This window comes from Bacillus sp. FSL K6-3312 (assembly GCF_038007485.1).
GTDB classification, from domain to species: Bacteria; Bacillota; Bacilli; order Bacillales; family Bacillaceae; genus Bacillus; species Bacillus pumilus.
On sequence record NZ_JBBOXI010000001.1, the window covers coordinates 3,558,162 to 3,572,578 of the forward strand.

A 14,417-nucleotide genomic window follows, 5' to 3' on the forward strand; every position below is an offset into this window, starting at 1 on the left:
ACCACCTTTTTTCAGGAATCCGTGTTCATTTACGTGAAAAGAGAGAAAAAGAGAATCTTTTTCTCTCGGAAAGATTACTAATTAGTTGCTTGGTGCAAACGTACGTTTAAAGCCTTCGATTGCTGTATTCCACTCTTCATCAGCAGGCATGTTTCCTGTTTGAGAGATCGTGTCAAACAAGTCTTTATGGTTTTCTTCAATGTACATGAATAATTCAGCTTCGAAACGTTTGACATCAGCAATCGCGACATCGTCTAAGTATCCTCTTGTAAGTGCATAAAGAATCGCTACTTGTTTTTCAACTTTAAGCGGTTTGTTCAAGTCTTGTTTTAAGACTTCAACTGTTCTAGCACCACGGTTTAATTTTGCTTGAGTCGCTTGGTCTAGATCAGATCCAAATTGAGCGAATGCTTCAAGCTCACGATAAGAAGCAAGATCCAGACGAAGTGTACCTGCTACCTTTTTCATCGCTTTGATTTGTGCAGAACCACCTACACGGGATACAGACAATCCTGCGTTTACTGCTGGACGTACGCCTGAGAAGAAGAGGTCAGATTGTAAGAAAATCTGTCCATCTGTGATTGAAATAACGTTTGTTGGGATATATGCAGAGATATCGCCAGCTTGCGTTTCTACGAAAGGCAATGCTGTGATAGAACCGCCACCCTTTTCGTCACTAAGCTTCGCTGCACGCTCTAATAAGCGAGAGTGAAGATAGAAAACATCACCAGGGAATGCCTCACGACCTGGAGGACGACGAAGCAATAATGAAAGCTCACGGTAAGCTGCCGCTTGTTTAGAAAGGTCATCATATACAACAAGTACGTGCTTGCCGTTATACATGAATTCCTCACCCATCGTTACACCTGCATAAGGAGCAAGGTAAAGTAGCGGAGCTGGCTGTGATGCAGAAGCTGTGACTACAATTGTGTAATCAAGCGCACCATGCTTACGAAGTGTTTCAACAACACCACGAACCGTTGATTCCTTTTGTCCGATCGCTACATAAATACAGATCATGTCTTGATCTTTTTGGTTTAGGATCGTATCAATTGCAACAGATGTTTTACCTGTTTGACGGTCACCAATGATCAATTCACGCTGTCCACGTCCGATTGGAATCAAGGCATCAATTGCTTTAATCCCTGTTTGAAGCGGCTCATGTACAGATTTACGATCCATAACGCCTGGTGCTTCACTTTCGATTGGACGAGTTTTGCTTGTTAAAATTGGACCTAGTCCATCAACAGGCTGACCAAGTGGGTTCACAATACGTCCGATTAACTCTTCACCTACTGGAACCTCCATGATACGACCTGTACGTTTTACATCATCACCTTCGCGGATATCTTTGTAAGGTCCTAAAATAACGATACCTACGTTAGACTCCTCAAGGTTTTGAGCCATACCCATTACACCGTTAGAGAACTCAACCAGCTCTCCTGCCATAATGTTGTCAAGGCCATGTACACGCGCGATACCGTCCCCTACTTGAATGACTGTACCGACATCTTTTACTTCAATTTCAGATTGATAGTTTTGGATTTGCTGCTTTATCAGCGCGCTAATCTCTTCAGCTTTGATACTCACTAAGGTTTCACCCCTTCTAACGATTTTCGCCTGCAAGCTGACGTTCAATGCGGGAAAGCTTTCCGCTGACACTGCCGTCATAAATGCGGTTTCCGATACGGATTTTCACTCCGCCTATTAGATCCTTGTCAATCACATTTTCAACACGCAGTGATGTGACTCCGGCTTTTTTGGCAAATACTTCAGATAAAGATTGAATTTCAGCGCCGCTCAGCGGTTTCACTGAATACACGACCGCATCGTCTATTTGTTTCGTGCGGTTTGCCAGTTTCACAAACTCAGACGTCATTTCAGAGAAAATATTCGTGCGCCCGCGGTCAATTAATAAATACATTGTGTGCAATACATGTGTCGAAACACCTTTGAAAGCTTCTGCAATCAAATGTTTCTTTTTGTCTGCCGTAATCTTTGGATGAACAAGAAAGTCATTCAATTCTTGGTCAGCCTTTAGAACTTTTTTGATCTCATTCAGCTCTTTTTCAGTTTCGTCTACTGCCGAAGAAGCAAGAACGATGTCAAAAAGAGCAGAAGCGTAACGCTTAGAGACAATAGTCACGCTCATCGGCTTTCGCCTGCCTCTTTAAGATACTCTTGAATCAATTTCTCTTGTGCTTGCTCATCAAGTTCTCTTTCAATCACTTTAGATGCAATAAGTACAGATAGTGATGCAACCTGCTCGCGCAGTGCAGCCACAGCTTGTTCTTTTTCTTTCACGATTTCAGTTCTAGCAGACTCTTTCAAGCGCTCTGACTCTTGACGTGCTGCTTGAATGATCTCTTCTTTTTGCTTCTCACCAATCTTTTTCGCATTTTCGATGAGTGTATGTGATTCTTCGCGTGCTTCTTTCAATAAGACACGTTGTTCTTCAAGAAGCTTTTCAGCTTGAACGTGCTTTTGTTCAGCACTTGAAATTTCATTTCCTATATAATCTTCACGCTGTTTCATAATCCCTAATAAAGGCTTAAGCGCAAATTTCTTTAAAAGTGCAAGCAAGATGAGCAAACTTAAAAGTTGGAAAATCATATCTCCACCTGTAAATACACCAGTACTTGCTCCTAGTACCATTGGTAACTGTGACATATTTGTTAGGCAACTCCCTTCCTAAAGTTAATTGTTAAGAAACCATAAAACATAAAGGAATGGCGAAGGTTCTGTCTAGAATGATCTTCGCCATTTCGTCTCATATAGTCTATAGTGCAGTTCTTAACACATTAACCAAAGAATGCAAGGAATGCGATAACTACTGCGATGATCGGAACGGCCTCAACTAATGCAACCCCGATGAACATAACTGTTCTTAACTCTCTTCCAGCTTCTGGTTGACGAGCAATACCTTCTACTGTTCTTGAAACGATTAAACCGTTACCAATACCTGCACCTAGTGCTGCTAAACCAATTGCAATTGCTGCTGCTAAAATATTCATTTATAAAGCTCCTCCTTTAATTTACGTCCACATAAGGACAAGAAAATTTTAAAATTAATGTTCGTCGCTGACTTTATGAGAAATGTACACCATTGTCAGCATAGTGAAAATGAATGCTTGGATGGCTCCAATAAACAGACTGAAACCTTGCCAAGCAAGCATTGGCACAATCGCACCAATTGTTCCGACGATGCCAAGCCCAATATTTTGAGCATAAAAATTCGTGGATAATCCTGCAATTAGACCAAGCAAGATTTCCCCGGCGAAAATATTACCATAAAGACGCAAACCGAGCGTTAGCGTGTTTGCAAATTCTTCAATAATCTTAAGCGGGAATAGAAATGGAATAGGCGCGAGGAAACCTTTTACATAATTCTTCATTCCTCTATGTTTAATCCCATAGTAATGAGACAGACCCACAACAGTAATCGCTAGAGTGAGTGTAATGCCTGGATCAGCAGTAGGTGATTTCCACCAAAGCTCATTTCCAATAGTAATGGCAAATGGTAAACCAAGCATATTAGAGACAAATATGTACATAAGCAATGTGACGCCAAGTGCAATAAAAGGAGCACCTGTCTTCATGTCCATCGAGCTTCCAATAATATTACGGACGAAATCAACAACCCATTCCATAAAGTTTTGTGCCTTGGTTGGACGGATTGCCAATGTACGTGTAGTAAGAACTGCAATGAGAAAAACGATGATGCTGGCTACAGTAATCATAAGAACATTGGACATATTAAATGTTAATCCTAGAAATTCTTCTGTTCTTGCACCGTGGTTCAAAGAGTATTCACCTCTCTTCCGTTGTAGAGCGTTTAAGCTGAATGAAGGAATCTATCATAATGACAGGATAAATTGTCATTAATCCAAAAACAATACCTACCAGATGAACATATTCTGGGTAACGCCAAGCAATGGCAACTGCGATAAGTCCGTTGCACCATCTTGCCGCACTTCCTAGAGATCGCACAGGTTTACCTGTTTCAATGGAGTGATCAAAAGCATTCATTCTTCGAATCACAAGCAGTAAATTAAAAAAACTGAATAACGTGCCGATAATTAAACCAAGAAATATTGTTTTATAACTTGGCAATGCATAACCTAAAACAAATGCAGCCAAGATATATAACAAATATTTACTTTGCCTACGAAAAATAAGGTTTGGCTCATCCATCAAATATCTATCTCCTGATGAAGAATTTTGTGAAAAAAGTCAATAAATGGTGATTAAATCCATAGAAAAGACATTTGTTTTTACGCCGTTCTATTCAGAAAAACAAATCACCAAGAAACTGATTGTGCAATCAGACTTGACATCTTAAAATTTATGGGGTTCTGCTTCATTAGCTGGTATGAACCCATTTTTTTCGGGGTTTTTTAGGATTCATATTGAGGATTGATAGAGTGCTATAGGCTATGAAAACCTTACCATAATACCCTCGTTTAGCATACAATAGGCTCTATGATGTGTCAATCAGTTGAAAGTTAAAAAACTTTTCTATAAATATTGGCGCACACAGAATGTTCACATTTTCAACATAATTGTATAAAAATATCACAAAGCACTCGAGAAATATGAGAATTCCCAAGGTTCATAACAGGACTCCCTATGACGAACGTCCTTTAAAAATTTAAATAAGAGCATTTTTTAAAACCAAGAAGTCAAGTACATGATATGTACATGACTTCTTTGTTAATTATTTCGTTCCATACATACGGTCACCAGCATCACCAAGGCCTGGGATAATGTAACCTTTTTCGTTTAATTTCTCATCTAATGCTGCAATGTAGATATCAACGTCAGGATGATGCTTTTGCATTTCTTCTACACCTTCAGGAGCAGCAATCAGACACATGAAGCGAATGTTTTTTGCCCCGCGTTTTTTCAAGCTGTTCAATGCTTCGACTGCTGAACCTCCAGTTGCAAGCATTGGATCTACTACGATAAATTCACGCTCTTCCACATCAGATGGAAGCTTCACATAATATTCAACAGGCTTTAATGTTTTCGGATCACGGTATAAACCGACATGTCCCACTTTAGCAGCTGGAATGAGTTTCAAAATCCCGTCCACCATTCCAAGACCTGCTCTTAAAATTGGCACAACACCGAGTTTCTTCCCTGAGATCACGTTTGATTTCGCTACTTGTACAGGTGTTTCTACATCTACCTCTTCAAGCGGTAAATCTCTTGTGATTTCAAATGCCATTAATGTTGCGACTTCATCCACTAGCTCTCTAAATTCTTTTGTTCCTGTATGAACGTCACGAATATATGTAAGTTTGTGTTGAATAAGCGGGTGATCAAATACATAAACCTTTGCCATTGCTTGCTACAACTCCTTTTCTGTCATCTTCCGGTGAACTTTGCACACTTCCTACAATTCTACATAAAAAGACATCATCTTTCAATATGATTCGCAAATCCTACAAAAAAAACCCACATGCCAAAAATAGGCAAATGGGTCTGCTTTTAATAATCTAATTCGTTATATAGAGGAAAGCGGGCAGTTAGATCAGATACACGCTTTTTCGCTTCTTCTAATTTCGCTTCATTTTCATGATGTTTTAGAGCAAGCGCAATAATGGAACCTACTTCTTTCATCGCCTCTTGATCGAAACCGCGGCTTGTCACTGCTGCTGTACCAACACGTACACCACTTGTGACAAAAGGTTTTTCTGGATCATAAGGAATCGCATTTTTGTTCACTGTAATACCGATTTCATCAAGAACATTTTCTGCAATTTTTCCTGTAATGCCAAGAGAACGCAAGTCGATAAGAACAAGATGATTATCCGTTCCACCGGACACAAGCTGAATATCTTCTGATAAAAGGGTTTCAGCTAGCTGCTTCGCATTGTCAATGACATTTTGTGCATACGTTTTAAAATCTCCGTTCAATACTTCACCGAAAGAAACAGCTTTTGCAGAGATGACATGCATCAGTGGTCCACCTTGAATACCAGGGAAGATCGATTTGTCGATCTTTTTACCAAACTCTTCACGGCATAAAATCATTCCGCCGCGAGGTCCACGCAATGTTTTGTGAGTTGTCGTTGTCACAAAATCTGCATAAGGAACTGGATTTGGATGAAGACCTACTGCAACAAGACCTGCAATGTGAGCCATGTCGACCATAAAGTAAGCACCGACTTCATCCGCAATCTCACGGAACTTTTTGAAATCAATTTGACGTGGGTATGCACTTGCACCCGCAACAATTAGCTTTGGCTTATGTTCACGTGCTTTTTCAAGTACATCTTGATAGTCGATATGCTGCGTTTCTTTATCAACACCATATTCTACAAAGTTGTACTGTACACCACTAAAGTTAACAGGGCTTCCGTGTGTTAAATGCCCGCCATGTGATAAGTTCATACCTAGCACTGTATCGCCATGCTCAAGAATGGTAAAGTATACGGCCATGTTCGCTTGAGCACCTGAGTGAGGCTGTACGTTCACATACTCAGCGCCAAAAATTTCTTTTGCGCGGTCACGTGCGATATCTTCTACAACGTCTACATGTTCACAACCGCCATAGTAGCGTTTACCAGGGTAGCCCTCTGCATATTTGTTTGTTAATACAGAGCCCTGCGCTTCCATGACTGCTTCGCTTACAAAGTTTTCTGATGCAATTAATTCAATTTTGTCTTGCTGGCGTTTCCGCTCTAGTTGAATTGCCTTGAATACTTGTGCGTCTTGCTCAGGTAAATGTTTCATCAGCGAAATCCTCTCCAATCTATTTCCATTCGATGTTTTCACCATCTCATTGTACACGGTTTTTGAGTGAAATGTAAAAGTTTTTTTGGGAAATTGACTTCTTTTTTTGCGAAAAACCGAATGTTCAAGTGGTGAAGCGCCTTCATCATTCAACATTATATTAGAAATATATCTAAGCTAAGATCTTGTATAAACCGCTCGTTCTCCGCCAATCAGCTTCGGACGCGTTTTCGCAAACGTCACATGTGCATGTCCTAATTGATGACGACTAAGGCGAACAGGTACAGCGACTCTCTTTAGATGCATCCCAATTAATGTATCACCGATATCGATTCCAGCATGCGCCTCGATGGATTCAACTAACACAGGATGTTCCATGTGCTGATACGCATGAGCCGCCATCGAACCACCCGCCTTTCGGACAGGTACTGCCGCCACAATCTCTAGGTTAAGCCGGAAAGCCACTTCTTCTTCCACAACAAGAGCACGATTCAAATGCTCACAGCACTGGAAAGCGAGGTCAATACCGGTCTCTCGTCTTAGCTGATCCAATTCTTGATAAATGGACGCAGCTATTTGCTCATTTCCTGCTGTCCCAATATGCTCACCAGCCACTTCTGATGTACTGCAGCCGAACACTAAGATTTGCCCAGCACGCAGTTCGACCATTTGATGAAACTCTTTTAACATTTCAAGCCAATCTTGACCAATGTTCATGTTAAGCGCTCCTTATAGGTGCTTTTCTTCGTAATCAGCAATCTTACCAATCCGTACAGCATGTCGTCCTGCCGTAAATTCTGTTGTCAGCCAAATATGTGCAATCTCACGTGCTAATCCAGGTCCAATGACTCGTTCTCCCATTGCAAGGACGTTTGTATCATTATGTTCTCTAGTCGCTTTCGCACTAAATGTATCATGCGCCAGCGCACAGCGAATTCCTTTTACTTTGTTTGCCGAGATACTCATACCGATGCCTGTCCCGCAAATTAAAATGCCGCGGTCAACTTCTCCGTTTACCACCATATTGGCTACAGGAAAAGCATAATCTGGGTAGTCTACAGAACCTGATCCACATTCACAACCCATATCAATGTATTCAATCTTCAATTCATCCATCAGTTGTTTGATTTCTTCACGAATATTCGTTCCGCCGTGATCGGATGCAATAGCTACTTTCATCGGGCAATTCCTCCTAAGGGTGAGTTGATCTGTTAAGCCTTACATTTATTTTTTATTTACAGTTATATTTTAACCTCTGCTTAGTCATTTGCAAATAAAAGCAGAAAAACCGTTGTTGCAACGGTTTTACAGGTTGTCCATTATGAGGATGTCCGATCCTTTTTCAATTTCTCAGCCAGCTGATGGAGCAATGCTTCAAGTTCATCACGTGTTTCCTGATAAACAGACAGGCTTCCTCCAAATGGATCGGAAACATCGCCTTCTGTTCCTGTCGCGAATTCCTTTAGAGTGAAGATCTTGTCTTTTACATGTGCATATTGATCCATAATCAACTGTTTATGCTGCATGGTCATGGTGAAAACGTAATCAGCTTCTCGCAGAAGATCCTCTGTCAGTTTTGCTGAAGAGTGATTCAGCGGAATGCTTTTCTCAAATAACGCTTCGACCGCTTGAGGAGAAGCCTTCCCAGCATCTGAGGCAAAAATGCCCGCTGATTTAACAGTGACCTCTAAACCTTTATCATGTGCAATTGAAGCAAAAAGGGCTTGAGCCATCGGACTTCTGCATGTATTTCCCGTACAAACAAATAAGATTTTCATCTTTCGCCCTCCTTTTCTTCTATTATATAGCATTTCATTCTACATGTTATGTAAGGAGACTGACTAGAGCGGAAATAATAATTTGATACCAAAGGCTAGTAAAATGATTCCGCCAAGCGCCCCGCTATATGATCCCACCCATGATCGAACTTGTTTACCGAGAAATAACCCAAGCCATGTGAGGATCATACTAAAAAAACCAAACAATAAAATGGTCATCCACACGCGAGAACCGTAAATTCCAAGGCTTAAACCAACGGAAAAACTATCTAAGCTGACACTTGTTGCAAAAAGAACAAGACCAGTGCCCACAGGTGCGATAAATGGTTTATCTTCTTTGCGAATAGACGCAATGATCATTTGCAGCCCGAGCACCAAAAGCAGCGCCCCGCCGATATAGGTGGCAAGGAGACCGAGCCAGCCTGATAAGAGCTGACCTGTTAACATACCAAAAAGCGGCATAAACATATGAAATATCCCAATGACAAGTCCAATATAAATGATCTGGCGGAACCTCAGCTGAATCATTCCCATGCCAAGTCCAACCGAAAAAGCATCCATCCCCAGTGCAAAAGCCATGATGCTGAGCGTCAGCAATTCGCCAGCTAGTTCGTACATGTAAATCCCCCTTGGACACACATTCTCCTTTAACCTATGTTTGTCCAAGAAGGGTTAGAACTATTTGAATGAAGAGAGGATTCGGCCTCCTGCCGCTTTTTGCAGACGGTTCATAATTGCTGAACCAACCCCCTGTTCTGAAAAGGCTTCTGAAACAATAACATCTACATCTGTCTCATCAAATTGTCTCAGTACACGATATAAGTTCGCCGCTATCGTTTCAGGTTTTTCTCTCCATCCACAGCTGAAAACAACATCTGCCGCAAACAACGATTTCTTTTCTTCTGTTGTCAGCACACCAACTTTTAAACCTGCTGCTTGGTATGTTTGAATGTGAAGCTGCATCTCTTCATCACTTCCAAAAAAGAGGTACATTTTAGCTTCAGGGGCATAGTGTGTGTATTTCATCCCTGGCGATACAGGCGCCTCGTCCTTTTTTGTCAGCCCTGGGTCAATACTGACCGTTCCTACTACCTCTTCTAAAGCTTCTTTTGTAATTCCGCCCGGCCTTAGGATGACTGGAATCTCGTCGACACAGGATACAACCGTTGACTCAACGCCAATACCAGTTGAACCACCATCGACAATCCCAGCGATTCTTCCATCGAGATCACTCGCTACATGGTCAGCTTGTGTTGGTGATGGTTTGCCTGAACGGTTGGCACTTGGTGCGGCAATCGGCAGGCAAGCCGTTCGGATAAGCTCCAGCGCAATCGGATGGTCAGGCATTCTCACACCGACCGTGGATAAACCTGCCGTGACCTGCTTTGATAAAGCGCCCGGCTTACACGGAAGAACAATGGTTAAAGCACCCGGCCAAAAGGCATCCATCAATGCCTTTGCTTTTTCGCTTTCTATTTGTGCAAATTCATGAAGCTGCTCAATCTCCGCAATGTGGACAATCAATGGATTATCACTTGGACGCCCTTTCGCTTCATATATTTTCATGACAGCTTCTGTGTCTTTCGCATTAGCCCCTAGTCCATACACTGTCTCTGTCGGAAAAGCGACCACTTCGTTTTGCTGCAATAACAACGCTGCCTGTTCAATTTGTGGATAGTATGTGGATAAATCCTTTTCTAAATCCACAGACCACCTTTTTGTATTTAACATCATACAAACTCCTTTTAAAAAAGATAAAACTGTTGATATATCTCAATTATCCTTTTGAAAGTATAAAAGATGATGATCAATAAAACAAGCGTTGTCCACAATTTGTGGATAACGCTTGTTTAACAGTGGATAAGTATGTGTATAAGTTCAATATATTGTGATTAACTGGCTTTTTTTTGAAGAACCACAGCCTGTTCTTTCGCTAAGATCTCTTTTGCATGTGCAGATACCCACATGCTTTCTGGAATATCCTCTAAAGCCGTGAAGCCCATCAATGCCAAAAAGTCATGCGAAGAGGAGTGGTTGGCAACGACATAAAACGTATCCACACCTATTTTCCCTCCGAGCGTTTGAACACTTTGGAACAAAGACACGATGTGTCCTTGACCTAGTTTATCTGATATGACAAGAGACCGGAGCAAGCCCTCTTGTTCACTAAGCTGTTCAAGACCTAAACACCCTGCCAGCTGACCTTCTGCATCTTCCATGACAACAAATGTCGTACGCTCTGCAAGCGTGACGCCGCCTTTCGCTTGTCCCTTTTCAAGAAAAGCATTGATCGCTGGGGCATCTTCTTCTGTGGCTATTCTTAATTGATAAAACATGCTTTCACCTCTTTTTGATCTCTTACTTCAACTCTATGAGGCAAAAACAGATTTATACCTTTTTTAGGAGAAAAGACTAGAGACCCATTCGAATAAAAAGAATTTCACTTCACCCTTCTCTTCTTTCTCTTCTTTGACCACTTCATTCACAGATTCATCTGTTTGCTGTGCTGTCACTTCGTTATCCTCATCCCCCTCTGGCGACGCGATGGCTTCTCCATTTGAAAAATCGATAAAGCAGAGCGGCGGGAATAATACACACCACCAATTGGCTCCATCCCCTTCTCCAAGCGTAATTAAAATGGCTTCATATTTCCCTGCAGGATAAACGAAATTTCCATAGAGCTTTGTTGGAAATGAGGCTTTTTGAAAACTGACTGATACGGATTGATCAATGTGCTGCTCCTTCAATTTCGCTTTGGCAATACGATTGATTTCTGGCAGCTTGGACCGAATCACACGTCTTGCTTCTTCAATGGATGTAAGGTCTTTGACCCATTCTGTCATATTGGCATTGACTTCGTCTCGAATGCTTCTTTTCACATCCTGATCTGCTGAACGATCACTATTTGCTAAAATGCGTAATCGAATGGCTTCATCTGGTATCACAACAGGCTGATTTGCAGAAGCAGCCGCTGTCTCCTCTCTGCCAAGGTTTGCAAAAGCACCGCATAATAATAGAAACATATAAAGACAAATCATCATTTTACTTTTAAACATGATGTGTTCCCCCCTACTTTTTCTCTTCGCTACAAACATTGTGTCCAGGAAACCCGTCTCATAAACAGGAAAAATGATTTTTTTAATAGATTATGAGTCAAATAAAAAAAACCGTTCCATTAAGAACGGCTTTGGAGTGAGGATTGGTAATCGGAAGGGTACAGTCTTCCATCCCAATCTCGGCTGATTTTTAACCCTGCATCTGTTTTGATGACAGTCATTGCTCCTTTTTTCTTGATTTCTTTTTTGACTTTTCCGTTTTGATTAATAAATTGAATCATCATTTCATAGTTAAATTCAATTCTGTCATCGCTTTCATCTGAAGGCGTAAACGTAATATTCTTCAGCTTAATTTGACAATCTTGATCCTTTGCTGCTTCTAACACGCTTGGGAACATGCTGTCTTGTGTATATTCTTGATATTCATGCTCGGTTAAATAAGACTTCAGCTTCTCCTTCATATCAGTTAGGTCATCTGTTCGATTCACTGTGTATTGTGCTTTTTTATAGCTTTCTCCAAATGCTGCTGCTTCTTTTTTAAAGCTCGGTTTGCCACAAGCACTCACAATCAATAGTACACTGACGATGACCAACACCATCGCATACCTTCTGTTCACACCATTCGCTCCTTCAAAACAAATTTATGTAAAAAAATCATGATCAGAATGTTCATTCTTCTATATATACGTTTCTCTTTTACCATAAGTTTCATCTTTACATAATAAAATAGTCCGACTTTATTCAGCCGGACTTTCCGTTTTGAATGTGTGCGCAAACAGCTCGGTCTTTCCCATTAATATCCTTGACGATGCGGACATCTGCCGCGGGAAATGACTGCAAGAGAAGTGCTTTTACATCTTGCCCTTGCGTATGTCCAATTTCAAAGACAACGACCGCCTGTTTATGAAGTACATGGTGAAGATCACGAATGAGATGCTTATAAAACCACAGACCATCACGTCCATCTGTCAGCGCATTTACTGGTTCATGCTTCGTAACCACCTCTGACAAGCTGTCCATTTCTTCTGCCGCAATATAAGGTGGATTGGAAATAAACAGATCCACTTTGATGCCCTGATCTTTGATAGGTTCGAGTAAGTCCCCTTGTAAAAAATGGACGTCTGCACCTAGCGCTTGTTGATTCCGCTTTGCTACCGCAAGTGCTTCATGTGAAATATCCGTTGCTGTGACAGATAGTGTTTCTTTCTCAAGAGCGAGCGTAATCGCAATTGCCCCGCTTCCGGTGCCAACGTCTACTGCTTTGAGCGGCTGATCGTGCGGGAAGATGTCACTCATCAAATTCAGCGCCGCCAAAACGACCTCTTCCGTTTCAGGGCGAGGAATGAGAACATGTTTGTTCACCTCGAATGGACGGCCGTAAAAGAATTCAATACCTGTTAGATGCTGAACAGGCACGCCTTTCTTGTGCTGCGTGACTAACTCGCTGAACAACCGATCTTGCTCCTCTGGCAGCTGATCATGAAAACGTGCAAGAAGTTCACTTCTGCTTATGCCCAGTACATGCATCAAAAGGAGCTCTGCTGCGTTTTGGTCTCTACCGGCTTCCGTTAACAAAGAAGAAGCCCATTTAAGGGCTTCAAAATTGGTTCGCTGATTATTTTGCATTTTGAAGCTTTCTTGCTTGGTCTTCCATAATTAATGCATCTATGATCTCGTCAAGTTTTCCTTCTAAAATTTGATCAAGCTTTTGAATCGTTAATCCGATGCGGTGGTCTGTTACACGGTTTTGTGGGAAGTTGTACGTACGAATACGCTCTGAACGATCCCCTGTTCCAACAGCAGATTTACGCGTTTGATCATATTCAGCCTGTGCTTCACGCTGGAATTTATCATAAATTCTTGCACGTAACACTTTCATGGCTTTTTCTTTGTTTTTGATTTGTGATTTCTCATCCTGACAGGATACAACCACGCCTGTTGGTAGGTGAGTTAATCGAACAGCAGACATGGTTGTGTTAACACTTTGTCCGCCAGGTCCGCTTGATGTGAAAGTATCTACACGGATGTCTTTTTCGTGGATATCAATTTCAACTTCTTCAGCCTCGGGCAAGACAGCAACTGTCGCTGTTGATGTATGAATCCGTCCGCCTGATTCCGTTTCCGGAACACGCTGCACGCGGTGTGCACCGTTTTCAAACTTTAGTTTGGAATATGCGCCTTTCCCGCTGATCATAAAGATAATCTCTTTATAACCGCCAGTTCCAGTCACACTCGCTTCCATTACTTCTGTTTTCCAGCCCTGCATTTCAGCATAACGGCTGTACATACGGTAAAGGTTTCCAGCAAAAAGCGCGGCCTCTTCTCCTCCTGCTGCACCACGAACCTCAACAATAACGTTTTTGTTGTCATTCGGATCTTTCGGGATCAGCAAGATTTTCAGCTCGTCTTCTAAGCGTTCCGTTTCCTCTGTGAGCTCTGAAATTTCTTCTTTGACCATGTCGCGCATCTCGGCATCCAGCTTTTCTTCCAGCATTGCTTTCGCTTCGCTCAACTGGTCGTATGCCGCACGATATTGTCTATATACCTCAACAGTTTCTTGAATATCAGATTGTTCCTTTGAATATTCACGAAGCTTCTTAGGGTCGTTCACCACTTCAGGGTCACTTAAATATTCATTTAGCTTTTCATAGCGTTCTTCAATTGATTTTAAACGGTCTAACATGGTCTTCACCTCTGTTTTGTGCGTAACAGTCTAATTATAGTATAGCGGGGTATGACAGTCAAAAAAATTTCCAAAACAATTGATTTTCTGCAATTTTTCGCTAGAAAACACGATCTTTGGCGATTGGTTACTTGTTTTGTCTAACGTGAAGGAACAGGT

At 41.6% G+C, this 14,417-nt stretch carries 18 protein-coding genes; all 18 read right to left on the reverse strand.

The genetic code is table 11. From position 1 onward, the window contains the following. Positions 1-81 precede the first annotated feature (81 nt). The 18 genes from atpA to prfA all read right to left on the reverse strand — a co-directional run bounded on the left by atpA (position 82) and on the right by prfA (position 14,258). A complete protein-coding gene (gene atpA, locus MHI11_RS18675) occupies positions 82-1,590 on the reverse strand; it encodes a F0F1 ATP synthase subunit alpha (RefSeq protein ID WP_034660286.1) in 1,509 nt (502 codons plus the stop codon). Positions 1,591-1,606: 16 nt separating this feature from the next. Continuing rightward, entirely contained in the window at positions 1,607-2,152 is a 546-nt protein-coding gene (locus tag MHI11_RS18680) for a F0F1 ATP synthase subunit delta (protein ID WP_034660287.1), read from the reverse strand. Continuing rightward, positions 2,149-2,670 carry a F0F1 ATP synthase subunit B gene (gene atpF, locus MHI11_RS18685; protein ID WP_044140145.1) on the reverse strand — a complete coding sequence of 174 codons (522 nt, stop codon included), beginning with the start codon at positions 2,668-2,670 and terminating at the stop codon, positions 2,149-2,151. Before atpF ends, MHI11_RS18680 begins: the two co-directional genes overlap by 4 nt. Positions 2,671-2,801: 131 nt before the next feature. Next, positions 2,802-3,014 carry a F0F1 ATP synthase subunit C gene (atpE, locus tag MHI11_RS18690; protein ID WP_044140146.1) on the reverse strand — a complete coding sequence of 71 codons (213 nt, stop codon included), beginning with the start codon at positions 3,012-3,014 and terminating at the stop codon, positions 2,802-2,804. A gap of 54 nt (positions 3,015-3,068) precedes the next feature. Next, on the reverse strand, positions 3,069-3,803 hold the full coding sequence (atpB, locus tag MHI11_RS18695; RefSeq protein ID WP_044140147.1) for a F0F1 ATP synthase subunit A: 735 nt from the start codon (positions 3,801-3,803) through the stop codon (positions 3,069-3,071). A gap of 7 nt (positions 3,804-3,810) precedes the next feature. Continuing rightward, the gene (locus MHI11_RS18700; protein ID WP_044140148.1) at positions 3,811-4,194 is read right to left on the reverse strand and encodes an ATP synthase subunit I; all 384 of its coding nucleotides are present in this window, start codon (positions 4,192-4,194) and stop codon (positions 3,811-3,813) included. A 523-nt stretch (positions 4,195-4,717) separates the two neighbouring features. Continuing rightward, complete coding sequence (gene upp / locus MHI11_RS18705; protein ID WP_003214553.1) at positions 4,718-5,347, reverse strand: uracil phosphoribosyltransferase; 630 nt, start codon at positions 5,345-5,347, stop codon at positions 4,718-4,720. 146 nt (positions 5,348-5,493) lie between these two features. Continuing rightward, a complete protein-coding gene (gene glyA, locus MHI11_RS18710; protein ID WP_065097863.1) occupies positions 5,494-6,741 on the reverse strand; it encodes a serine hydroxymethyltransferase in 1,248 nt (415 codons plus the stop codon). A gap of 177 nt (positions 6,742-6,918) precedes the next feature. Next, complete coding sequence (locus MHI11_RS18715; protein WP_340962006.1) at positions 6,919-7,458, reverse strand: TIGR01440 family protein; 540 nt, start codon at positions 7,456-7,458, stop codon at positions 6,919-6,921. Between the two features lie 12 nt (positions 7,459-7,470). Continuing rightward, positions 7,471-7,920 (reverse strand): ribose 5-phosphate isomerase B, encoded by a 450-nt coding sequence (gene rpiB, locus MHI11_RS18720; protein ID WP_044140151.1) that lies wholly within the window; start codon positions 7,918-7,920, stop codon positions 7,471-7,473. Positions 7,921-8,060: 140 nt separating this feature from the next. Continuing rightward, positions 8,061-8,519: a low molecular weight protein arginine phosphatase gene (locus tag MHI11_RS18725; RefSeq protein ID WP_340962008.1), complete on the reverse strand. Its 459-nt coding sequence runs from the start codon at positions 8,517-8,519 to the stop codon at positions 8,061-8,063. Positions 8,520-8,582: 63 nt separating this feature from the next. Beyond that, the gene (locus MHI11_RS18730; RefSeq protein WP_335351373.1) at positions 8,583-9,137 is read right to left on the reverse strand and encodes a manganese efflux pump MntP; all 555 of its coding nucleotides are present in this window, start codon (positions 9,135-9,137) and stop codon (positions 8,583-8,585) included. A gap of 60 nt (positions 9,138-9,197) precedes the next feature. Further along, on the reverse strand, positions 9,198-10,250 hold the full coding sequence (locus MHI11_RS18735) for an L-threonylcarbamoyladenylate synthase (protein WP_340962013.1): 1,053 nt from the start codon (positions 10,248-10,250) through the stop codon (positions 9,198-9,200). Between the two features lie 161 nt (positions 10,251-10,411). Further along, a complete protein-coding gene (locus MHI11_RS18740) occupies positions 10,412-10,855 on the reverse strand; it encodes a GNAT family N-acetyltransferase (protein ID WP_003215151.1) in 444 nt (147 codons plus the stop codon). 63 nt (positions 10,856-10,918) lie between these two features. Beyond that, on the reverse strand, positions 10,919-11,575 hold the full coding sequence (gene spoIIR, locus MHI11_RS18745) for a stage II sporulation protein R (protein WP_340962015.1): 657 nt from the start codon (positions 11,573-11,575) through the stop codon (positions 10,919-10,921). Positions 11,576-11,694: 119 nt separating this feature from the next. Then, positions 11,695-12,174, reverse strand: a complete 480-nt coding sequence (locus MHI11_RS18750; RefSeq protein ID WP_340962352.1) for a hypothetical protein — start codon at positions 12,172-12,174, stop codon at positions 11,695-11,697. A 142-nt stretch (positions 12,175-12,316) separates the two neighbouring features. Continuing rightward, positions 12,317-13,201 carry a peptide chain release factor N(5)-glutamine methyltransferase gene (prmC, locus tag MHI11_RS18755; RefSeq protein ID WP_106066086.1) on the reverse strand — a complete coding sequence of 295 codons (885 nt, stop codon included), beginning with the start codon at positions 13,199-13,201 and terminating at the stop codon, positions 12,317-12,319. Beyond that, the gene (gene prfA, locus MHI11_RS18760; RefSeq protein ID WP_044140158.1) at positions 13,191-14,258 is read right to left on the reverse strand and encodes a peptide chain release factor 1; all 1,068 of its coding nucleotides are present in this window, start codon (positions 14,256-14,258) and stop codon (positions 13,191-13,193) included. Before prfA ends, prmC begins: the two co-directional genes overlap by 11 nt. Positions 14,259-14,417 lie beyond the last annotated feature (159 nt).

Coding starts and splice junctions, on each gene's coding strand:
- MHI11_RS18680 (WP_034660287.1), bottom strand. CDS start 2,152: ATGAGCGTGACTATTGTCTCTAAGCGTTACGCTTCTGCTCTTTTTGAC.
- atpF (WP_044140145.1), bottom strand. CDS start 2,670: ATGTCACAGTTACCAATGGTACTAGGAGCAAGTACTGGTGTATTTACA.
- atpE (WP_044140146.1), bottom strand. CDS start 3,014: ATGAATATTTTAGCAGCAGCAATTGCAATTGGTTTAGCAGCACTAGGT.
- MHI11_RS18700 (WP_044140148.1), bottom strand. CDS start 4,194: ATGGATGAGCCAAACCTTATTTTTCGTAGGCAAAGTAAATATTTGTTA.
- upp (WP_003214553.1), bottom strand. CDS start 5,347: ATGGCAAAGGTTTATGTATTTGATCACCCGCTTATTCAACACAAACTT.
- glyA (WP_065097863.1), bottom strand. CDS start 6,741: ATGAAACATTTACCTGAGCAAGACGCACAAGTATTCAAGGCAATTCAA.
- MHI11_RS18715 (WP_340962006.1), bottom strand. CDS start 7,458: ATGAACATTGGTCAAGATTGGCTTGAAATGTTAAAAGAGTTTCATCAA.
- rpiB (WP_044140151.1), bottom strand. CDS start 7,920: ATGAAAGTAGCTATTGCATCCGATCACGGCGGAACGAATATTCGTGAA.
- MHI11_RS18725 (WP_340962008.1), bottom strand. CDS start 8,519: ATGAAAATCTTATTTGTTTGTACGGGAAATACATGCAGAAGTCCGATG.
- MHI11_RS18730 (WP_335351373.1), bottom strand. CDS start 9,137: ATGTACGAACTAGCTGGCGAATTGCTGACGCTCAGCATCATGGCTTTT.
- MHI11_RS18735 (WP_340962013.1), bottom strand. CDS start 10,250: ATGTTAAATACAAAAAGGTGGTCTGTGGATTTAGAAAAGGATTTATCC.
- MHI11_RS18740 (WP_003215151.1), bottom strand. CDS start 10,855: ATGTTTTATCAATTAAGAATAGCCACAGAAGAAGATGCCCCAGCGATC.
- spoIIR (WP_340962015.1), bottom strand. CDS start 11,575: ATGTTTAAAAGTAAAATGATGATTTGTCTTTATATGTTTCTATTATTA.
- MHI11_RS18750 (WP_340962352.1), bottom strand. CDS start 12,174: ATGGTGTTGGTCATCGTCAGTGTACTATTGATTGTGAGTGCTTGTGGC.
- prmC (WP_106066086.1), bottom strand. CDS start 13,201: ATGCAAAATAATCAGCGAACCAATTTTGAAGCCCTTAAATGGGCTTCT.
- prfA (WP_044140158.1), bottom strand. CDS start 14,258: ATGTTAGACCGTTTAAAATCAATTGAAGAACGCTATGAAAAGCTAAAT.